General features: G+C 36.2%; 19 protein-coding genes and 1 riboswitch. Of the genes, 14 read left to right on the top strand and 5 right to left on the bottom strand.

Features of this window, described 5'->3' with window-relative positions; genetic code table 11:
• The first annotated feature begins 1 nt into the window (after position 1).
• The 3 genes from C1H58_RS07885 (at position 2) to C1H58_RS07875 (ending at position 2282) form a co-directional block, all read left to right on the top strand.
• Positions 2 to 241 (top strand): hypothetical protein, encoded by a 240-nt coding sequence (locus C1H58_RS07885; protein ID WP_165545860.1) that lies wholly within the window; start codon positions 2 to 4, stop codon positions 239 to 241.
• Between the two features lie 79 nt (positions 242 to 320).
• Positions 321 to 1682 (top strand): EVE domain-containing protein, encoded by a 1362-nt coding sequence (locus tag C1H58_RS07880; RefSeq protein ID WP_165545859.1) that lies wholly within the window; start codon positions 321 to 323, stop codon positions 1680 to 1682.
• A gap of 207 nt (positions 1683 to 1889) precedes the next feature.
• Positions 1890 to 2282 (top strand): thiol-disulfide oxidoreductase DCC family protein, encoded by a 393-nt coding sequence (locus C1H58_RS07875; RefSeq protein WP_050330342.1) that lies wholly within the window; start codon positions 1890 to 1892, stop codon positions 2280 to 2282.
• A 230-nt stretch (positions 2283 to 2512) separates the two neighbouring features.
• Here the strand turns inward: C1H58_RS07875 and deoD are convergent, their stop codons facing one another.
• Positions 2513 to 3226 carry a purine-nucleoside phosphorylase gene (gene deoD, locus C1H58_RS07870; protein WP_050330344.1) on the bottom strand — a complete coding sequence of 238 codons (714 nt, stop codon included), beginning with the start codon at positions 3224 to 3226 and terminating at the stop codon, positions 2513 to 2515.
• A 260-nt stretch (positions 3227 to 3486) separates the two neighbouring features.
• Here deoD and C1H58_RS07865 point away from each other — a divergent pair, with 260 nt between their 5' ends.
• Positions 3487 to 4788 carry a pyrimidine-nucleoside phosphorylase gene (locus C1H58_RS07865; protein ID WP_165545858.1) on the top strand — a complete coding sequence of 434 codons (1302 nt, stop codon included), beginning with the start codon at positions 3487 to 3489 and terminating at the stop codon, positions 4786 to 4788.
• Between the two features lie 11 nt (positions 4789 to 4799).
• Positions 4800 to 5153: a DoxX family protein gene (locus C1H58_RS07860; RefSeq protein ID WP_165545857.1), complete on the top strand. Its 354-nt coding sequence runs from the start codon at positions 4800 to 4802 to the stop codon at positions 5151 to 5153.
• A gap of 124 nt (positions 5154 to 5277) precedes the next feature.
• On the opposite strand, the gene C1H58_RS07855 is transcribed toward C1H58_RS07860, so the two are convergent.
• Positions 5278 to 5754: an S-ribosylhomocysteine lyase gene (locus C1H58_RS07855; RefSeq protein ID WP_050345341.1), complete on the bottom strand. Its 477-nt coding sequence runs from the start codon at positions 5752 to 5754 to the stop codon at positions 5278 to 5280.
• Between the two features lie 178 nt (positions 5755 to 5932).
• A riboswitch (SAM riboswitch) is annotated at positions 5933 to 6041 on the top strand.
• Positions 6042 to 6204: 163 nt separating this feature from the next.
• Between C1H58_RS07855 and C1H58_RS07850 the strand changes: the two genes are divergently transcribed.
• From C1H58_RS07850 to C1H58_RS07840, 3 genes are all read left to right on the top strand, one after another.
• Entirely contained in the window at positions 6205 to 7326 is a 1122-nt protein-coding gene (locus C1H58_RS07850) for a M20 family metallopeptidase (protein WP_050331943.1), read from the top strand.
• On the top strand, positions 7327 to 8517 hold the full coding sequence (gene ldmS / locus C1H58_RS07845) for an L-aspartate--L-methionine ligase LdmS (RefSeq protein ID WP_103356678.1): 1191 nt from the start codon (positions 7327 to 7329) through the stop codon (positions 8515 to 8517).
• A gap of 124 nt (positions 8518 to 8641) precedes the next feature.
• Entirely contained in the window at positions 8642 to 9313 is a 672-nt protein-coding gene (locus C1H58_RS07840; RefSeq protein ID WP_050345343.1) for a DUF2750 domain-containing protein, read from the top strand.
• Between the two features lie 98 nt (positions 9314 to 9411).
• Here C1H58_RS07840 and coaW read toward each other — a convergent pair whose 3' ends face one another.
• Positions 9412 to 10215: a type II pantothenate kinase gene (gene coaW / locus C1H58_RS07835; protein ID WP_050345344.1), complete on the bottom strand. Its 804-nt coding sequence runs from the start codon at positions 10213 to 10215 to the stop codon at positions 9412 to 9414.
• A gap of 200 nt (positions 10216 to 10415) precedes the next feature.
• On the bottom strand, positions 10416 to 12008 hold the full coding sequence (locus C1H58_RS07830) for a BCCT family transporter (protein WP_165545856.1): 1593 nt from the start codon (positions 12006 to 12008) through the stop codon (positions 10416 to 10418).
• A 306-nt stretch (positions 12009 to 12314) separates the two neighbouring features.
• Between C1H58_RS07830 and C1H58_RS07825 the strand changes: the two genes are divergently transcribed.
• The 4 genes from C1H58_RS07825 to glpT all read left to right on the top strand — a co-directional run bounded on the left by C1H58_RS07825 (position 12315) and on the right by glpT (position 17618).
• Entirely contained in the window at positions 12315 to 13178 is an 864-nt protein-coding gene (locus C1H58_RS07825; protein WP_165545855.1) for a GNAT family N-acetyltransferase, read from the top strand.
• Positions 13179 to 13546: 368 nt separating this feature from the next.
• The gene (gene rpoE, locus C1H58_RS07820) at positions 13547 to 14080 is read left to right on the top strand and encodes a DNA-directed RNA polymerase subunit delta (RefSeq protein WP_165545854.1); all 534 of its coding nucleotides are present in this window, start codon (positions 13547 to 13549) and stop codon (positions 14078 to 14080) included.
• 313 nt (positions 14081 to 14393) lie between these two features.
• Positions 14394 to 16007, top strand: a complete 1614-nt coding sequence (locus C1H58_RS07815) for a CTP synthase (RefSeq protein ID WP_165545853.1) — start codon at positions 14394 to 14396, stop codon at positions 16005 to 16007.
• A gap of 252 nt (positions 16008 to 16259) precedes the next feature.
• The gene (gene glpT / locus C1H58_RS07810) at positions 16260 to 17618 is read left to right on the top strand and encodes a glycerol-3-phosphate transporter (RefSeq protein ID WP_165545852.1); all 1359 of its coding nucleotides are present in this window, start codon (positions 16260 to 16262) and stop codon (positions 17616 to 17618) included.
• A gap of 87 nt (positions 17619 to 17705) precedes the next feature.
• On the opposite strand, the gene C1H58_RS07805 is transcribed toward glpT, so the two are convergent.
• Positions 17706 to 18230, bottom strand: coding sequence for a DUF2529 family protein (locus C1H58_RS07805; RefSeq protein WP_050330365.1), 525 nt, complete (start codon positions 18228 to 18230; stop codon positions 17706 to 17708).
• A gap of 359 nt (positions 18231 to 18589) precedes the next feature.
• Between C1H58_RS07805 and fdaB the strand changes: the two genes are divergently transcribed.
• A complete protein-coding gene (gene fdaB / locus C1H58_RS07800) occupies positions 18590 to 19462 on the top strand; it encodes a class IIb fructose-bisphosphate aldolase FdaB (protein ID WP_165545851.1) in 873 nt (290 codons plus the stop codon).
• A gap of 335 nt (positions 19463 to 19797) precedes the next feature.
• Entirely contained in the window at positions 19798 to 21063 is a 1266-nt protein-coding gene (locus C1H58_RS07795) for a UDP-N-acetylglucosamine 1-carboxyvinyltransferase (RefSeq protein WP_165545850.1), read from the top strand.
• Positions 21064 to 21091: the final 28 nt, after the last annotated feature.

Raw genomic sequence — 21091 nt, 5'->3', positions numbered from 1 at the left:
CATGAAATGGGGTTTATATATCGCTTTAGTTTGCGGTATTTTATCTGGAGCGAGTATATTTTTTCAAGTGCCTATCTTTCCTTCCATTGTATTTCCAGTGTTAATCGGAATAATCGGTATCATCGCCACACTTTGGACTTTGCCTAATCGTGCAATCAGTCCAATGTTAAAGGTTGGCGGGGTACTCATTAATTTACTTCCAGTTGCAGTCGGTCTAATGCAATGGTTGAACACTCAATGAAAAGTAATATAATAAATACAAAACATTGCTGGATTAAAGGATAAGATATAATTTTTTTAAAAGGAGATACAATGATACTATGGCTGCAGAGATTAATTATTTTTGGCTGAATTGCGGATACAATAGATGGAATCATAATGAGCCATTAGTTGGACAAAAAACAGTATTTGAGTCAGGGGCACAATTTAATCCAACACAAGGGTTTCGTGCGTTCAAACAAGCACAAGTCGGTGACCGTGTGATTTTTTACCAAGTACAAACAGATGCAGGATTACTTGGATGGGGTGAAATTACTCGGGTTAAGACAGGTGCACAAAACAAAACACATGTAGAGTTCAAATTTAACGAACCTTTCAAGCGACTCACATCAGATTATCTTAAAAGAAGTGAATCATTAGAATTTCGAATGAATAATATGAAAGAAATTCTTTTTAATAAGATTTCATACGATGAATTCGAATTAATCAAAGGACTAGGGACTGGCGAGATTTCTATTCCTAGATTTTTCTTTATGTCTGAAACAGAGGCGTTTGAGCCAGATGAAACCTACACAATTTATACGCATACACGTAACGGTATAAAAAGAAATGGTTATCATCATTATACGCAATTAGAAATAGGCGACCAAATCATCATTTATAATCGCAATTCTAACCAATCTGTCATTGGACGTGCTGAAGTGGCACACCATATTCATACACGCCCACCAGAGCAAGGTCGGACGAATAGTACAGCGATTGAAATTCGATATATTGAAGATATCAATCCAGTTAGTTTGATGACGTTAAATAAACACCAAAAACTTAAGAACTTGTACTTTTTACAAGAAAATTCTAAGCAAGCGATTGCGAGTTTAACGCCGACACAGTTTAATGCCATTATGGAAATGAGTGAAAATGATGGCTTAAAAGGGCAATTTGAAGCGGTTTCTGGGCATCAAGATACTGAAAATCAAGAATTAAAGCCATTTATTTTATTACTTGCAGAACAAAAGGAAGAAGGGTTGAATGCTGCGAAATCACTCGTTGAGAAAGCCAATGCGACATCAGTCATCACAGTTGGCCACCCTGATTTCTCTGAAGAAATGTTGTATGGGCGCTACTTACCAAATGAAGCGGGCGCATTATATTATAGAGAAGGGTTTATTACAGAATTGATGCCTAAGACGGATCGTCAATTTTTAGTAATTGACCAATTTGAACGTATTGACGCTGACATTTTCCAAACCTATATTAACGTGTTAGAAGGTCATGAAGTCACGCTTCCACGCTATAATAAGAATGGTAATATGGTTAAATGGAGTACTGAAAATACGTCATTCTATCGTTTTAATCCGAATTGGCATATCATTGGGGTGACTTATATGACACCGCAAGAAGTAAAAAATACATATACTTCTCAATTTTTGAAGTATGCACGTATTATTCAAGTTAAACAATAAATGCATAACAGTGCATCGCTTTATGTTATGGTGCATCTATGTTTAATATTGTAGAGATAAAAGGTGATTGAATTTGACAATAGGGTCAATGATATCACCTTTTTTCTGATTCGAATGGAAATGTATTTAAAACTTTGAATATGAGCCTTTTTTATTATTTGATATGAAAATATAAAAGTGGGTATATTTAAGACAAGAGGTGATTATATGCCAATTATTTATTACGATGATCATTGTGTTTATTGTTACAATTATGCAATTTGGCTCATTCGAAATGGTTTGCCTAGAAATTATCAGTTCGTTCCACTAAAAAGTAAAGCAGGAGAAGCATTACAAAAATCACGTCCTGAAGTGCTTGAGTATAACAGCGTTGTTTTGCAAGAGGGCGATGATTTGACATTTCAATCGACAGCAATAGCCAAACTCATCTATACACTCGATCGTTATAAGTGGTTAGCTATTCTATTATGGCTCGTCCCCAAACCTTTACGCAATTTAGGTTATCAATTGTTTGCGAACAACCGTGATAAAATGTGGAAAACACACTGGGCAAAAGCAAATGAATATGAGCAATCTTTTTTTATAGCTAAAAACAAATAAAATGGTCTCGTTGATTGAGATGATATTAAATAAACAGACTGGGACAATTGAGTTTCAGTATACAAATAAAGCACCTCAAAAATCAGTTAAACGATTTTTGAAGTGCTTTATTATTGTGTTTTTGCTTTAATTAAGCCAAATTGAGTTGAGACTTCAGCACCTAAGCAAGCAGTTCACGAAGGCAAGGTCTTCAAATTTTTCTGCCCCAACTTCTCATTTATTAAATCAAATTATTCAGCGATTTCTAAAGCAACTTCCATCATTTGTGTAAATGAATTTTGACGCTCTTCGGCAGTTGTTGCTTCATCACGTAATAAATGGTCACTCACTGTAAATACACCCAGAGCTTTTTTACCCGCTTTTGTTGCATTTAAATAGAGACCTGCTGATTCCATTTCTACACCGAGAATACCCATTTCAATCCATTTTTGATTGAAATCTGGATTTGCGTTATAAAATGTATCAGATGAAAGGATATTACCTACGTGTGCACGCGCACCAAGAGCATCTGCTTTTTCTTTAGCTTTCACAACGAGATCAAAATCAGCTAACGGTGCAAAATGTCCTGGAATTTGGAACTGATCAACATAATTAGAGTTTGTTGAAGCACCTTGTGCAATAATGATGTCGTACAAGTGAATATCTTCTTGCATTGCACCACAAGAACCAATACGAATAATCGTGTCTACATCGAAGAAATTGTAAAGTTCATAAGAATAAATACCGATACTTGGGATACCCATTCCTGAGCCCATTACAGAAATTTCTTTTCCTTTATATGTACCTGTATAGCCAAACATATTACGTACTTCATTGAATTGTTCAACATTTTCTAAGTAGTTTTCTGCAATGAATTTAGCACGTAATGGATCACCAGGCATAAGTACAGTTTTTGCAATTTTAGTACCATTAGGTTGAATGTGTGGTGTGCCTTGTTGTGTCATTTAAAACATCTCCTTAATATCTTATATCATTTTAAAGATAACAGAACTATAATGAAAAGTCGATAAAACATATTAACAAAGAGAAGTGTAATAGGTACATCAACGATTGGACCGCATGTTGTCGCTTCTTTGATAAGTCTATTTAAGTCCGTATCTCTATAATGATTTGGTTTTACCAATAGATAGATTTTGGTTTATAATAAAGGTGAATTCAAACATATTGTAAAAAATAAAAATCCATATAGAAATGAGGAATGACCATGAGAATGGTAGATATTATTGCAAAGAAACGCGATGGACATGTGCTTACAAAGGAAGAAATACAATTTTTTGTAAACGGTTACACAAATGGGGAGATTCCTGATTATCAAATGTCGAGTTTAGCGATGGCGATTTTCTTTCAAGATATGACGGATGAAGAGCGTGCGGATTTAACGATGGCAATGGTCGCATCTGGAGATCAAATTGATCTTTCAAATATAAAAGGAGTCAAAGTGGACAAGCATTCAACTGGAGGGGTAGGTGATACAACGACACTTGTATTGGCACCGTTAGTTGCTGCGTTAGATGTCCCTGTAGCTAAGATGAGTGGACGTGGTTTAGGTCATACAGGCGGTACGATAGATAAATTAGAATCGGTTAAAGGATTCCATGTTGAAATATCGGAAGAAGAATTTGTACGACTCGTGAATGAAGATCATGTCGCTGTAATAGGTCAAACAGGTAATCTGACACCAGCTGATAAAAAAATCTATGCTTTACGTGACGTTACAGGTACAGTGAACTCAATTCCTTTAATTGCATCTTCAATTATGAGTAAGAAGATTGCTGCGGGTGCGGATGCGATTGTACTTGATGTTAAAACAGGTAATGGTGCCTTTATGAAAACAGTGGAAGATGCAGAAGCTTTAGCACATGCGATGGTTAAAATTGGAAATCAGGTGGGACGCCAAACAATGGCAATCATTTCTGATATGAGTCAACCTCTAGGTTTTGCAATCGGGAATGCTTTAGAATTAAAAGAAGCGATTGATACGTTAAAAGGTGAAGGGCCAGAAGATTTAACTGAACTTGTTTTGACACTCGGTTCACAAATGGTCGTATTAGCTCAAAAAGCGAACAATTTAGAAGAAGCACGTGAAATGTTAAAAGAAGTCATTGAAAACGGTAAAGCGTTAGAGAAATTCAAAACATTTTTAAGTAATCAAGGTGGCGATGCAAGTATCGTTGATGATCCATCACAATTGCCAACAGCACAATATCAATTCGAATTACCTGCGAAACAAGCTGGTGTTGTTGCAGAAATGATTGCAAATGAAATCGGTATCGCATCCATGATGTTAGGGGCAGGACGCCAAACGAAAGAGGATGAGATTGATCTTGCTGTAGGTCTCGTTTTGAATAAAAAAATAGGTGATTATGTTGAAGAAGGAGAATCTCTATTAACAATTCATGCGAATACACAAGATGTTGAAGCAGTAAAAGAAAAATTGTATGATAATATTACAATCTTAGAGCAAGCATCACAGCCGAAATTAATCCATACAATCATTACTGAATAAAGGGTGTTGAGATGAAAAAAGTAGGTCGCATATTAATAGGTATTGGATTTTTGATTATTGGCGTTTTACATTTTACGAGAGAGCGTCGATTCAGAAATATCGTACCTCATTATTTACCATTCAGAAAGGCTGCTGTACTAGTTACAGGCGTATGCGAAATATGGATAGGTATAAAGCTACTTTTGGCGCGTCCATCTGACGTATTAAAACGTTGGATTAACTTTTTCTTATTATCAGTTTTTCCAGCAAATATTTATATGGCACGGCGTCGATTGCCACTTGGTAATAGAGAATTATCAGATACGGCAAGATATGGTAGACTACCGCTTCAATTTATTTTCATGTATCTCATTAAAAAATTATAATTGTAAACTTTAAAAAGGCATTTCAAGTTGTGAATCACACACAATTTGAAATGCCTTTTGTTCAGTCAAAGTGACTTATCATTATTTTTACATCGTCATCCTATTTTAAAAGTTTACATTATATTTAAACGTGTGCACCTGTTCCAAAAACATCATGCCATTGGTCACGTTTATCTAAAAATGATTGTGCAATTGCTTGAGCGCCCTCTAAAGAATGTGAAGCAGCCCAGCCACATTGTAATTCATTGCAAGCAGGAACTTCTTTCGCATCAAGTACATCTTGTATTGTTTTTTCAATAATATTTAATACATCGTCATAATCATCATGATTGATAAAAGAAACATAAAAACCAGTTTGGCAACCCATAGGACTTAAATCAACCACTTTATCTGTATGGTTTCTAATATTCTCGGCCATCAAATGCTCTAGAGAATGCAATCCAGGCATGTCCATGTGCGCTTTATTCGGCTGCTTAAAACGAATGTCATATTTATAAATTTCATCTCCGTTAATCCCTTTCATTTTACCAGCCAAGCGAATATAAGGCGCAACCACTTTAGTGTGATCCAAGTTAAAACTTTCAACGTTCATTTTTGGCATTTGTACAAACCTCCTTCATGTGTAATTTCATTTTAACACAATTTAGTATGATTGAAAGTAAAAAAACTGAGCTGATTACTCAGTTATACAAAAAATAAGATAGAAATTTTTGATTTATCTGTAAAAAACACATGACAAATTGTCCTAAATCCGATAAAATAAGTACAAATTTAATAAATATTTATCAAGAGTGGTGGAGGGAATTGGCCCTACGAAGCCCTGCAACCTCATCGTAAAGCGATAAAGGTGCTAAATCCAACAGCCTATAATGGACTGAAAGATAAAAACGACAAAGATGTTATCACCGGCGTACATCAACCACACTTGAAAACATATGTGTTGATAGTATAGGATGATAACTTTTTTTGTTTTGGAAGGAGTTTTAATTTGGTATCAGTGAGACAACGGATTTTAGATTATATAGATAACAACAGATTGAAATACATTGATATGAGTCATCAAATTCATGAAAGACCTGAGATTGGAAATGAAGAGTTATTCGCTTCGAGATTGCTCATTGATCATTTAATTGAGTGCGGTTTCGAAGTCGAACGCGACATCGCTGGTCATTCAACAGGATTTATAGCGACATATGAATCCTCAAAAGAAGGGCCTACAATCAGCTATCTTGCTGAATATGATGCGCTTCCGGGATTAGGTCATGCCTGTGGCCATAATATTATCGGTACAACGAGTGTCTTAGCAGGTACAGCACTCAAGCAGGTCGTCGATGAAATTGGAGGGAAAGTCGTCATCTTCGGTTGTCCAGCTGAAGAAGGTGGTGAAAATGGAAGTGCCAAAGCGAGTTATGTTAAAGAAGGCATATTTGACGATGTAGATGTTGCGTTAATGGTACATCCAGGCAATGAAACATACCCAACCAATCACACCCTTGCGGTAGATGTACTAGATATTAAATTTTATGGTAAAAGTGCGCATGCTTCAGAGAATGCTTATGAGGCACGAAATGCTTTAGATGCAATGATTAGTTTTTTTAATGGTGTCGCTCAAATTCGTCAACATATTAAAAAGACTGAACGCGTCCATGGTGTAATATTAGATGGTGGCAAGGCCGCGAATATTATTCCAGATTTCACACATGCACGTTTTTATACGCGTGCGACCACACGAAAGGAACTGGATGTGCTAACTGGACGTGTTCATGATATTGCAAAAGGGGCAGCGATACAAACGGGTTGTGATTTCGAGTTTGAGCCTATTCAAAATGGCGTCAATGAGTTTGTGAAATCACCAAAACTCGACCTGTTATTTGAACAATACGCAACAGAACTAGGGGAAGAGGTAAGTCATGATGATTTTGGGTATGGTTCAACAGATACGGGGAATGTCAGCCATGTTGTACCAACGATACACCCACATGTCAAAATTGGACCAAGAAGCTTGGTGGGGCATACCCATCGATTTAGAGAAGCTGCTGCAAGTCCAATGGGAGATAAGGCGCTGATTAGAGGTGCAAAGATCATTGCATTAATGGGGGCTACATTAATTCAAGATAGAAATCTCTTAGATACAATTCAAAAGGAGCATCAAATTAAAAGGGAGAAGTTATAAATGACGGTACAAAATAAACACGCACCCCGCTTAACAATGGGTGATATCTATGAAACAAATGTGGTCTATACTTCTAGACCTTCTTATGTTTCCAATCCTTGGTTAGAACCAGATGAACATCAATCCAACTTTTTAACTGGGAGAGAGTTGTTGATTGCCAATTTACCAGTCATCGTTCATGAGGCTAGTGTCACGCATAAATTAACACAGCTTTTTCAAATGATTGGACGATCCATACCGGACAATGTCATCACATTTAGAGACCAAGAGAGTTATGAAGGTGCACTTAAACGTTTGGCAACTATCGAAGAACGTCAGATTTATTTTCAATATGTTCATGACGACTCGATTGTTGATGCAGCACACTATGCTATGGATAAAAAGTTATTTGTTGAGTTGAATAATAAGTCCTTAATTCCAAAATGGACTCAGAATCAGTTTTTACCCAAACGCGAAATCGTAACATATGAAAATTTTAAGTCAGCCATTCAGTCTTGGTCACTTCCAGTTGTAATAAAGCCTGGGGATGATTTGCCTACTGCTGGAGGGTATGGTGTGATGATATGTTATAACGAGCAAGAATTAAACGAAGCGATTGCGCGTGTGGAAAAAGCACAAGAAGCGACGAAAACGCTGATCATTGAGCAATGTATTGAAGCCGTGGATAACTATTGTGTGCAGTACGCTTGGCATCCTGTTGAGGGCATTATATACCTCGGTGCAGCAAAACAATTAACAAATGAATATGGTTTTTACAATGGAAATGTGAATGCTTTAGAGGTACCTGAAAAAGTAATTGAAGCAGGCCGGAAAATAATGGAAAATGGTGTTTCTCAAGGGTTTATCGGTATTGCAGGATTCGATATTCTTGTTGATGCTGAAGGCGATGTCTATGCAATAGATTTAAACTTCCGGCAAAATGGTTCAACAAGTATGCTCTTACTAGAACCACAATTAACAGGAAAGCATCACAAATTTTATAGTTACTTTGCAAATGGAGATAATGAACGGTTCTTTAATGCCATTTATTCCTTTGTAGAGCAAGGTGTTTTATATCCTTTATCCTATTACGATGGAGATTGGTATGAAGATCAACATGTCAATTCAAGATTTGCATGTATTTGGCATGCTGATAGTGAAGCAGACATTCAAGCATATGAGCAACAATTTATAGAAATGGCTGGGCTATAAACAATTCTACTTTGATGTATGATATATTGGTTATATAGAGAAATCAAATCAAGTTTGATGACCGGATAGAAGTGCGAGACTTGTATTCGAGTTACATTTTGAGTTGAGAAAAAGGAGCAGAGTCATGTCTTACAAAAACGAACGCTTTTATAAAGATATATTAACCAATGAACAGTTTTTCATCGCTGTTAAAGATAAAAAGATTATTAAGCATAGTCATAATGGGAAGCCATTATTTTGTTTTTGGACACGTGAATCTTTAGCGAAAACCTACTTAGAAACATCCGATGTGGCCTATGACAAAATTAAAGCGATGGATATTGATCAGTTTGCGACTTATGAACTTGATGATATGTTTGATGAAGAAGATGAAGCACTCGTCAATGTGACAGACCGTGCGCAAGGCCATGAGATTCGAATTATCGAAGTGGTCAGTGACTTGATGACTGATTTAGATAACATTCGTATCCGTGAATTTGTACAAGATGTTGCTAAAAGTGACACGGTGTACGGCTTAAGTCAAAAAGACAACAAACAATTTATGATTGTATACGATGAGAACGATAATTTTGATCAATCGCACTTTATGCCAGTATGGAGTTTAAATAAACGTGCGGAAAAAGTCGCAGAAGAAGATTTTGAGACCTTTGAATTGATTGATGTAGAAGGAGAAGTTTTTGCGGAATGGTTAGATGAGCTGCGTGATGATAATCGCTATGTAGCCATTGATGTCAAACCAGGAGTAGTAGGTACGATTGTTTCGGCGCAGAAACTTGCGAATGAATTAACTTTTTAAAGGCATAGATTATTATCAATTTTTGACCTATTAATCAACAAACGCAGATTAGAATCCATGTATCACGGTGGTTTTCTAATCTGTGTTTTTTAAATGAATTAATGAGATAAGTATAATGTGCCTAATGCGCCAGAAAAGGCACCATTTTTTAAATAGTGAGGGTTGAAACCTCTCAATACTGTATAATCAGTGACCACTTGTTGTAAGAGTGGATTATCATGAAATGATGAACCAATATAGACTACATCTTTCACTTGATGTTCTCTTGCGACATGAATGGCTACAGTTGTAATGCTTTCACCAACGACACCGATAACGGAAGCAAGTTTATCGGCATCCGTAAAGTTTTGATCGATATTTAATAAGACATGACCAAAATTAGCAGCAGTGAGTTCTCCAGAAATAGGAGGGGTATCATTTTTATAAATATGCTTCACTTTCAAGTCGATAATGTCACGATTCCCTTTTAATGCGAGATTCGTTAGTGTAGCATATTCAGTAATACCAGTGAGGAGGTAACCCAACCCTTGGATCATGCCACCTCCTGTACCTATGCCACCTACGCGTTCCTGTTCTAAGCCATCTGTTAAATGAAGTGATGTGCCAGTCCCTACATTTGTGAAAATGTATCGATCAATATGAATATCTTGTTCTTCTAAGAAAATCTGAACGCCTCGAGCCGCAGCGTCAAATTCGATATATGTTTGCGCATTACATGTTAAACGCTCACTTAATGTTTTCGCGTTTCCTCCTGTAATATGTATATCCTGGCAAGGCTGTTGATTCAACCATTCAGCAACGGTTTCTAGTTCTGTTGTCTGATAGACTTTAAATGATCGTTCGCCCTCATTTTCTATTGCAATTTTTATCAAAGTACCGCCAGCATCTATGCCAATACGCATGATTTGTCACCTCGAATTATTGTTTATCACCAATATATACTATACGATAATGACAAAATTACAAGCGTTAATTCAAAGTTTAATTTTAAAACAAATTAGAGTGCAAGCAATAAAAAGGACGAAGTTGGGAGCATATTCCCAACATCGTCCGGTAGTGTCGCATGCACAAATGAAATTGGCTTCATTAAAGTAAATTTTGATTACATTTCATGATCGCGTTCCCGATCTTCTATTGTTCTTGAAAAATCTTTATCATCATCAATGTGTGTCATTTTGAAATATTTAGTTGGTTCACGACGTAATGCATTCATCAATGAAAAAATCATGAGAAACAAAATAATCGAAAAAGGTAATCCTGTAACAACTGATGCAGTTTGTAGACTTGTTAAGCCGCCTGCAACGGTTAGAGAAACAGAGATTGCACCGATTAAAATGCCCCAGACCAATTTATGTTTACGTTTAGGATTTTCTACACCGCCTGTTGCCATTCCTGATACGATATGTGTTGTCGAGTCGGCACTCGTAACAATAAATGTAAAAATAAGAATGATAGCCAATGCGCTTGTCACCTCATGTAAAGGAAACTTACTCAATAATTCAAATAAAGCAACTGTATAATCTTTATCTACTATTTTTTCAATACCATCATTGTGGTGGAGTGCCCAGTTAATTGCCGTGCCTCCAAATCCTGAAATCCATGCGAATGAAATACAAGGTGGAATGATAAGTACACCCATAACAAATTCTCGAATTGTACGTCCTCTTGATACACGTGCGACGAAGCCGCCAATAAAAGGAGACCAAGATATAACCCATGCCCAGTAGAAAACTGTCCATTTCTGAATCCAAGTATTATCCCCAGAATACGGGTCCATTCTTAAGCTATATTGCACAAAGTGAGAGATATAATCCCCAATTGAAACCGTAAAAGTTTCGACAATAAAGCGTAAATCACCAAAAATAAAAATAAACAAGAGCAAGATTGCACCAACAATAATATTTAGATTACTTAACCACTTCACACCACGATTGATGCCTGTCAAAGCTGAACCAAGAAAAATAATCGACATCAATAATGTAATTAAAATTAAAGTTAATGATGTATTAGGTACTTTGAAAACGTGATTAAGGCCACCTGCAATTTGTAGTATACCCAGTCCAATAGATGTTGCTATCCCCATTACGGTCGCAATAATCGCTAAAATATCAATAATATTTCGGAAAGGGCGTCGGTACGTCTCACCGAAAACAGGTTCCATTGCAGTAGAAATTAAGCCATCTCGACTTTTACGAAATTGGAAATAAGCAACAATTAAACCGCTCATCGCAAAGATAGACCATTGTGAGATGCCCCAGTGGAAGAAGGTATACCCCATGGCCAGTCGAGCTGATTCAACAGTCTGACCTTTAACTGCTTTTGGAAATGGAGAGTGCAAATAATGCGTTAATGGTTCTGCTACACCCCAAAAGACGATACCTACACCTAAACCTGCTGAGAACAACATACCAATCCATGAAATAAATGAAAATTCAGGTTCTTCATCATCGCGACCTAATTTAAATCGGCCATATCTTGAAATAGCTAAAAAGATTAAAAACACATCTAAAACAAATACGATAATTAGAAATAGCCAACCAAAATTAAGTGCCAATATATCATATGTATGCTGTGCATATGCACCAAATATCTTTGGAAAGATGGCTGCAAGTAATGTGAGAATCAAAATAATTGTGAAAGAAACAATATACACAATATTCCGATTTTTTTCTTTAGTACTTTTATGATTTCCCATAATATCCCCTTTCAAATTTTGCGAACGTGAAACCAAGCGTTGACAGATTGCTTCACCTTTTACATAGAAAATCTTTATTGAGAGAAGTTAGATTTAAACCCAATAAAACAGCAGTTATCCTTGTAATCTTGTCATTTTAATGCCCTATCAACATTTAAACGAAATAACGTTCCAACAGCGGTAAATCTATCTAAAGTAACACACTGGCTTTCGTTATTTTTAAATCACATTCTCTCTAAAAACTTGTTTGAACGTTACTAATTGTGTCAACATAAGTATTAGGAAAATGTAAAGGGATGGTAAAAAATGACCAAAAAAAGTAAGCGCTTTGATGATATTACTATACAATTATATGAAGAGCAATACCGAGATGCACTCTACCATTTTCAATTAAGTGAACGTCAACGAATCTATTCTTCTTTACCCAAAGAAGTTTTAGATGATGCATTAGAAGATAAAAATAGAGAAGCAAATATCGTCTTAAATGATCAAAATGAAGTGATTGGTTTCTTTGTATTACACCAACGTTATCAGCATGAAGGCTACGATACACCTAAAGAAGTCATTTATGTGCGTTCATTATCTATCAATGAAGCATATCAAGGCCATGGTTATGGTACTAAAATGATGATGACGTTGCCAGAATATGTCCAATCCATTTTTCCAGATTTCAACCATTTATATTTAGTGGTTGATGCAGAGAATGAGGCGGCTTGGAATGTTTATGAACGTGCAGGTTTTATCCATACGGCTACGAAAGAAGAGGGACCTATTGGTAAAGAACGTCTGTACTATTTAGATTTAGACTCTAAATATGTATCATCGTTAAATCTAAAACAGAGCGTATCATCTGAAGAAGGCACAATCGAGGTGGTTGAACTTATTCTTGATCATCAAAAAGTAGGTTTTATTGCGATTGAACAGTTTGATCAAAGATTAATCATACGTGCACTATACGTAAATGATGCATATCGAGACACAGGTATTGCGCAAAGTGCATTACGTCAATTAGCGACATATGTTCGTAAACAAAATCAAAAGATTAAGGTTATCGAAATCACATTATTTGGTCCAAATCATCAATTAAAAACTTTGTTTGAGAAAAGTAATTTTGTTGAAACGCTATCAACAGAAGATTATACTACGTTAGAAAAGTATATTAACTATTAATATTTAAGCGCTGTGAATTAACGCCATGTTCATGAATTAAAAGTATACGATTCGCTGTTGAAAATTCATACTTCAAATCTTAATGATGACTGTTTTCTAATTGTGTAAAATGACAATAAAGAAGATATAAGAATGAAGTCATGGAAAATATGATTGAACATATTGCGAAATGACGTTGAGTGATTTATAATTTACTTTTGTTAATGTCAGTGTTAAAACACCAATGTTGCAATGAATGTGCAACTGTTTTGACACTAAGGAGTTAAAAGGGAGAACGGCAACGATACGCGATTTCCTTTAAAGATGAAAGAAAGTGTTTGAGTCATTGAATAATTAGAAATGCGAACCTTTGAAAGGAAGATATGCTGATGAAATTACAAGATTATACACAAGAGATGGTGGATGAAAAATCATTTATTGATATGGCCTATACGTTTTTGAGTGAACAAAATCAAACAATGAATTTGTATGATATTATTGATGAATTTAAACGTATCGGACATTACGAAGACGATCAGATTGAAGATCGTATCGTTCAATTTTATACTGATTTGAATACAGACGGTCGTTTTTTAAGCGTCGGTGATAATATTTGGGGCCTACGTGACTGGTATTCAGTAGATGACATTGAAGAAAAAATTGCGCCAACAATTCAAAAATTCGATATTCTTGATGAAGATGATGAAGAAGATAAAAACCTTACATTATTGGGTGAAGACGATCCTGAAGGTGGTATTAATATTCCAAATCATACTGATGATCAAGAAGGTCTTGCTGACCCTGAAGATGAACGTGTAGAAGATGAAATTGAAGACTCTGATTTAGTTGTTGAAGATGACGAAGATGAAATCGATGAAACATACGATGATGAGGATGAAGAAGAGGACGAAGAAGAATTTTAATTCACTCATTTTTGCAAGAAAGATGATTGACTTTTTATGTCAAAGTGATAAAATTTTATTCGGGCTCCTTTAATTAGGACAGATAAATAAATGAGACGTTAATGTCTAAAACTTAAGTATTAAGTTGGACATTTAATATAAGTAAACGTTGAGGTTCCCCTTACAATAATACCATTGTGAGTGGGAACTTTTTTTAATTTCATATGAATGATTAGGGTTAAGATGTTTTTAATCAAACTAACATTTTATATTCAGATCCACCCCCTAATATTTGGAAAGCATTTCTGATGATCAATGAGGAGGAAATAAAAAAATGACAAAATTTATATTTGTGACTGGCGGTGTAGTTTCTTCGTTAGGTAAAGGGATTACAGCAGCTTCACTGGGTCGATTACTTAAAGATAGAGGATTAAAAGTAACGATACAAAAATTTGACCCTTATTTAAACGTGGATCCGGGTACGATGAGCCCTTATCAGCATGGTGAAGTATTCGTAACAGATGATGGGGCTGAAACGGATTTAGATTTAGGCCATTATGAACGTTTTATTGATATTAATTTAAATCAATATTCTAACGTCACAGCAGGAAAAGTGTATTCACATGTCTTACAAAAAGAGCGTCGTGGTGATTATCTTGGTGGAACCGTGCAAGTGATTCCGCATATTACAAATGAAATTAAGTCACGTTTGCTGCTGGCTGGTGAAAGTACAAATGCAGACGTTGTCATTACAGAGATTGGTGGGACAACAGGGGACATTGAGTCACTGCCTTTCATTGAGGCGATTCGTCAAATCAAAAGTGATTTAGGGCGCGAAAATGTGATGTATGTACACTGTACATTACTTCCATACATTAAAGCGGCTGGTGAGATGAAAACGAAACCGACACAACATAGTGTTAAAGAATTACGTGGTTTAGGTATCCAACCTGATCTTATTGTTGTACGTACTGAGTATGAAATGGGACAAGAGTTAAAAGATAAAATCGCTTTGTTCTGTGATATTGATAAAGAAAGTGTCATTGAATGTCGAGATGCTGAATCCCTTTATGAAATTCCATTGCAGTTAAGCCATCAAAATATGGATGATCTTGTGATTGAACGTTTAGGATTAGAGGCGCAACGTGATACACAATTAGATGAATGGAATCACCTCATTCAAGTTGTTAATCATTTAGAAGGAAAAGTAACAATTGCTTTAGTAGGGAAATATGTGTCATTACAAGATGCTTATTTATCTGTTGTTGAATCTCTCAAACATGCAGGTTATCCGTTTATGAAAGATATTGATATTCGCTGGATTGACTCTAGTGAAGTCACTGATGAAAATGCGGCTGACTACTTAAGTGATGTTGACGGTATTCTTGTACCGGGTGGCTTTGGCTTCCGTGCAAGCGAAGGTAAAATTTCAGCGATTAAATACGCGCGCGAACAACAAATTCCATTCTTCGGCATTTGTTTAGGGATGCAACTCGCAACAGTTGAGTACGCACGTCATGTTGTCGGCTTAAAAGATGCGCATTCAACAGAACTTGACCCGAATACGCCTTATCCGGTAATTGACTTATTACCTGAACAAAAAGATATTGAGGATTTAGGCGGAACATTGCGCTTAGGTTTATACCCTTGTAGCATCAAAGAAGGGTCATTAGCGAATGAGATTTACGGACAAACATCCGTAGAAGAACGCCATCGTCATCGCTATGAATTTAATAATGAATTTAGAGCACAACTTGAAGAAACGGGTATGATATTTTCTGGAACAAGCCCAGATGGTCGTTTAGTTGAAATGGTAGAGCTTGAAAATCATCCATTTTTTATTGCTTGCCAATTCCACCCAGAATTTTTATCAAGACCTAATCGTCCGCAACCAATTTTCAAATCATTTATTGAAGCGGCAATTCAACAACAAAATCGTGAGCAATAAAGGCATTGGCTGCTGATAGTGGTTAACATTGGCGATTTATAGATAATATGAGCCATACGTTAGAATAGAACTTGTAAAAGGTGTGGGACAGAAATCGATTTGATTTTAATGTCCTACACTTTTTTATAGGGGTTAAAGCGCATGTATGGAAAGCGATTACAATATTGTCACATCATGCAAAAATAGGTTTGACAAAAGTTATGTTTGTTAATAAAATTAACAAAATATTAATAAAATCAAGGGGGTTCGGTTATGTTTCGATTTCTAAAGCCACCTGCACACGTCAAACCGATTGCTAGTGATCAGCAGGATGATACATATCGTAAAATGAGACAGCAAGTTTTTTTAGGGATATTTATCGGTTATGCAGGCTATTATTTATTACGTAAAAACTTTTCTATTGCGATGCCTTATTTATCTGAAATGGGGTTTACAAAAGCAGAGTTAGGGTTTGCTTTGTCTGCTATCTCTATTGCATATGGGATTAGTAAATTTGTTATGGGAACTGTCAGTGATCGTAGTAATGCACGTACATTTTTAACATTAGGATTATTATTGACTGCTATTGTTAACTTATTGATGGGTTTTATTCCTGCTTTGACCTCTAGTGTCACTATGATGTTTTTGATGTTATTTTTAAATGGTTGGTTTCAAGGTATGGGTTGGCCACCATCAGGACGTGTACTTGTCCACTGGTTTAGTGTGAGCGAAAGGGGAAGTAAGACCGCCATATGGAATGTCGCGCACAATGTGGGTGGTGGATTGATGGCGCCAATCGCCTTGCTGGGTATTTATTTAACCGGAACGTTGAGTTTTGGTTATTTAAAAGGCTTTGAAGGTGCCTTTATTTATCCAGCTCTATTAGCCATTATCATTGCGTTGATAGCTTATTTACTTATTCGAGATACACCACAATCTGTAGGTCTGCCACCGATAGAAGCGTATCGAGATGACTATCCTACACATCAAAAAGAGACTTTTGAAACAGAACTCACGACAAAAGAAATTTTGTTTAAATATGTCTTAAATAATAAGTGGGTTTGGATTATTGCAGTTGCGAATATCTTTGTCTACTTTGTCCGTTATGGCGTGTTAGACTGGGCGCCTTTATATTTAAGTGAAGTGAAGCACTTCGATATGAAAGGATCAGGATGGGCTTATTTCTTATATGAATGGGCAGGTATTCCGGGGACTTTAATTTGTGGATGGCTTTCAGATAAAGTGTTTAAAGGGCGTCGAGGTCCAGCAGGTTTTATCTTTATGATTGGTGTGACTATCGCTGTGGTTGTATATTGGTTGAACCCACCTGGGAATCCGCTTGTTGACAACTTGGCACTTGTCACGATTGGATTTCTTATATACGGCCCTGTCATGTTAATTGGTTTACAAGCGTTAGATTATGTACCGAAAAAAGCAGCTGGAACTGCAGCAGGTCTGACAGGCTTATTTGGCTATTTAGGCGGTGCGGTAATGGCTAATATTGTGATGGGGGCTGTTGTTGATCATCTTGGTTGGAGCGCAGGCTTTATTTTACTCACAATCATCAGTATTCTAGCGATGATTAGCTTTATATTTACATGGAATAAGCGTGGTCAAGAAGTCGTACATTAATCGACTTCATTAAAAAATGAGATGCACAGTTTATTGACAAAGGAATTATCATACAACTTTGTTCAATCGCTGTCATCTCATTTTTATTTAAGCTAAGTCTAAATCACGAATCATCTCAATCATTTGTGTATATATTTCATAATATACATAGTTAAGTGCCATAAGGTGAGGTGTTACGACTTTATCATAATCTTCCGTATATACGATCGGGCGTGGTGTAGAAAGATTGATAAAGTGCATCATTTGATCTGGTAAATCTTGATTTTTAGGTTTATTGGTGATGACAACAACGTCGCGGTCATTTTTCAATAATCGAGCTAAGTCACTTGCCATTTCTTCACTATATTCTGCACCAAAGAGTAAGACGCGATCTGTTGAATCAAGCTGGTCAAAAGTGGCATCGTCTTCTAATGGTAAACTTGAATGTAACTTTTCAAAACTGTTTAATATGTATGTCTCGAAACATTTCAAATCGCCATACCCCTTAATGTAAACATGTCCTTCACCGCCAATAGCTTGAATAAGACTTTGAGCCGCCATTTGAATATCAAGTGCTTGGTCATCTAAACGGTTAAAAACACCAGTTAATTGTGTCGTCAGCATTTTTGACATTATGATAGTCCTCCTTAGTGGATATATCTTGCGTGTGCATTTTAGTGCAAATCTTTATTATACATTTTCATTTAATAAAATCATTTGCCCATTTCATAATATTTTCATCTGCCTTTTCATTTTATAATAATCCGTTGTTGTCGTTCAAATATCTTTGCCGCGTATATGAGGTGAATGTTTATGTTGAATTTTTATGGTCGGGAGGTACCTCAAATCAAGTGATGATAATGGATGCGTTTACATTTGAAATTACGATATTTTTCACAAATTTAACCTGATTTGACGATGCATTCAAGGTTGGGTTTTGCTATACTGTAGTTATAAATAAACGTGCGAATTGCACGCAAGGAGGAACTTTCATGCCTTTAGTTTCAATGAAAGAAATGTTAATCGATGCAAAAGAAAATGGTTATGCAGTTGGGCAATATAACCTTAACAACTTGGAATTTACACAAGCTATCTTACAAGCTTCACAAGAAGAAAATGCACCTGTTATTCTTGGTGTTTCAGAAGGTGCAGCAAGATATATGGGTGGTTTTTACACAGTTGTCAAAATGGTTGAGGGACTATTACATGACTACCAAATCACAATTCCAGTGGCTGTTCACTTAGACCATGGTTCAAGTTTTGATAAATGTAAAGAAGCCATTGATGCTGGTTTTACTTCAGTTATGATTGATGCTTCTCATGAATCATATGAAGATAACGTAGCAATCACTTCTAAAGTAGTTGAATATGCACATGAACGTGGAGTTTCTGTTGAAGCTGAATTAGGTACTGTAGGTGGCCAAGAAGATGACGTTGTAGCTGATGGCGTGATTTATGCAGATCCGATCGAATGTCAAAACTTAGTAAAAGCGACTGGTATTGACGCATTAGCACCTGCATTAGGCTCAGTTCACGGACCTTACAAAGGTGAACCTAACTTAGGCTTTAAAGAAATGGAAGAAATTGGTGTATCTACCGGTTTACCGTTAGTTTTACATGGAGGTACGGGTATTCCTACACATGATATTAAAAAGGCGATTTCATTTGGAACAGCTAAAATTAATGTGAATACTGAAAACCAAATTGCTTCAGCGAAACGTGTTCGCGAAGTATTAGATCAAGATAAAGAAGTGTACGATCCACGTAAATACTTAGGACCTGCACGTGAAGCAATTAAAGAAACAGTTATTGGTAAAATTAGAGAATTTGGTACTTCAAACAAAGCAGAGAACATTAAAGGGTAATTCATTGTAAATGTCCTTTTATGAGTAGAATTAGAGTGACTATTTGAGGTAAGGCTGAGGCTGCCCCTCGAAATACGAAGTCGTACCATACGAAGTTTTATCATAAAATCGAAGCGCTAAGGTGATTTTCATGAAATATCATCTTAGCGCTATTTATTTTGGGATTTATCCTCCAACCTCGTCTTTTTAGTTTGTATTTTATCAATTTTCTTTTCAGCGTTCGAAAAAAGGTGAAAAATTGATACTTCATTTTGCAAATTGAAAAAATTTACATTATAATGCTTTTGATGCAATTTTTATCGATAAATAGAGTAAGGGAAAAGGAGTTCAATGACATGGCACAAGAGGTAATTAAAATAAGAGGTGGTCAAACTTTAAAGGGGCGTGTAGAAATTAATGGTGCAAAAAATAGCGCTGTAGCGATTATTCCTGCAACAATTATGGCTGAAGCACCTGTAACACTAGAAGGTTTGCCAAAAATCTCTGACGTAGAAACTTTAGTGAGTTTATTGGAAGATTTGAATATTAAAACAGAACTTAATGGTACAACGTTGTCAGTCGATCCTACTCAAATTCAAAATGCACCTTTGCCAAATAACAAAGTGGAATCTTTACGCGCTTCCTACTATATGATGGGCGCTTTGTTAGGACGCTTTAAAAAGTGTGTCATTGGCTTACCGGGTGGCTGTCCATTAGGGCCTAGACCTATCGATCAACATATTAAAGGTTTTAAAGCATTGGGTGCGACAATTGATGAGTCAAGCTTGACGTCTATGAAAATCGAAGCAGATCGTCTTGTAGGTGCTAATATATATCTAGATATTGTCAGTGTAGGCGCAACAATTAATATCATGCTCGCTGCTACACGTGCTGAAGGACAAACAATCATTGAAAATGCAGCAAAAGAACCAGAAGTCGTTGATGTGGCTAATTTTTTAAACAGTTTAGGTGCTAAAATTTCAGGCGCTGGTACAAGTACCATTAAAATTTTAGGCGTTCCGCATTTACATGGAAGTCGACATTCTATCATCCCTGATCGAATCGAAGCCGGTACATATATGTGTATTGCTGCTGCTTGTGGCGAAGAGGTCATGATTGATAATATCATTCCAAAACATATGGAGCCTTTAACTGTTAAGTTAAAAGAATTAGGTGTTAAAATAGAAACAGGAGATGATTATGTCATTGTAAAATCGTCTCAACCTTACCAAAGTGTCGACATTAAAACGCTGGTATACCCAGGGTTTGCCACTGATTTACAACAACCGATTACACCGCTTCTGTTTTTAGCGAACGGACCAAGTTTTGTAACGGAAACAATATACCCAGAACGTTTTAAACATGTAAAAGAATTACAAAAAATGAATGGATTGATAACAGCTGATCGAGGTACAGCAACGATAAAACCGTCGCAATTAACAGGTGCAGAAGTTTATGCTAGTGATTTACGTGCAGGCGCATGTCTTATTGTGGCCGGTTTATTTGCAAATGATGTAACAACGATTTATAATGTTACTCACATTTACCGCGGATATACAGATATTGTCAAAACACTTAAAAATTTAGGTGCCGATATTTGGACTGAGCAAATAGAAGCTTAACTGAGCGTGAAATGTTATCACAAATTCA

This window comes from Staphylococcus sp. 191 (assembly GCF_011174885.1).
GTDB lineage: Bacteria > Bacillota > Bacilli > Staphylococcales > Staphylococcaceae > Staphylococcus > Staphylococcus coagulans.
This window is presented reverse-complemented; position numbering and strand designations above follow the sequence as displayed.

Bases quoted from the DNA above. Each gene is read 5' to 3' on its own strand.
- C1H58_RS07885 (WP_165545860.1), top strand. From the start codon at position 2: ATGAAATGGGGTTTATATATCGCTTTAGTTTGCGGTATTTTATCTGGA.
- C1H58_RS07880 (WP_165545859.1), top strand. From the start codon at position 321: ATGGCTGCAGAGATTAATTATTTTTGGCTGAATTGCGGATACAATAGA.
- C1H58_RS07875 (WP_050330342.1), top strand. From the start codon at position 1,890: ATGCCAATTATTTATTACGATGATCATTGTGTTTATTGTTACAATTAT.
- deoD (WP_050330344.1), bottom strand. From the start codon at position 3,226: ATGACACAACAAGGCACACCACACATTCAACCTAATGGTACTAAAATT.
- C1H58_RS07865 (WP_165545858.1), top strand. From the start codon at position 3,487: ATGAGAATGGTAGATATTATTGCAAAGAAACGCGATGGACATGTGCTT.
- C1H58_RS07860 (WP_165545857.1), top strand. From the start codon at position 4,800: ATGAAAAAAGTAGGTCGCATATTAATAGGTATTGGATTTTTGATTATT.
- C1H58_RS07855 (WP_050345341.1), bottom strand. From the start codon at position 5,754: ATGCCAAAAATGAACGTTGAAAGTTTTAACTTGGATCACACTAAAGTG.
- C1H58_RS07850 (WP_050331943.1), top strand. From the start codon at position 6,205: ATGAGTCATCAAATTCATGAAAGACCTGAGATTGGAAATGAAGAGTTA.
- ldmS (WP_103356678.1), top strand. From the start codon at position 7,327: ATGACGGTACAAAATAAACACGCACCCCGCTTAACAATGGGTGATATC.
- C1H58_RS07840 (WP_050345343.1), top strand. From the start codon at position 8,642: ATGTCTTACAAAAACGAACGCTTTTATAAAGATATATTAACCAATGAA.
- coaW (WP_050345344.1), bottom strand. From the start codon at position 10,215: ATGCGTATTGGCATAGATGCTGGCGGTACTTTGATAAAAATTGCAATA.
- C1H58_RS07830 (WP_165545856.1), bottom strand. From the start codon at position 12,008: ATGGGAAATCATAAAAGTACTAAAGAAAAAAATCGGAATATTGTGTAT.
- C1H58_RS07825 (WP_165545855.1), top strand. From the start codon at position 12,315: ATGACCAAAAAAAGTAAGCGCTTTGATGATATTACTATACAATTATAT.
- rpoE (WP_165545854.1), top strand. From the start codon at position 13,547: ATGAAATTACAAGATTATACACAAGAGATGGTGGATGAAAAATCATTT.
- C1H58_RS07815 (WP_165545853.1), top strand. From the start codon at position 14,394: ATGACAAAATTTATATTTGTGACTGGCGGTGTAGTTTCTTCGTTAGGT.
- glpT (WP_165545852.1), top strand. From the start codon at position 16,260: ATGTTTCGATTTCTAAAGCCACCTGCACACGTCAAACCGATTGCTAGT.
- C1H58_RS07805 (WP_050330365.1), bottom strand. From the start codon at position 18,230: ATGTCAAAAATGCTGACGACACAATTAACTGGTGTTTTTAACCGTTTA.
- fdaB (WP_165545851.1), top strand. From the start codon at position 18,590: ATGCCTTTAGTTTCAATGAAAGAAATGTTAATCGATGCAAAAGAAAAT.
- C1H58_RS07795 (WP_165545850.1), top strand. From the start codon at position 19,798: ATGGCACAAGAGGTAATTAAAATAAGAGGTGGTCAAACTTTAAAGGGG.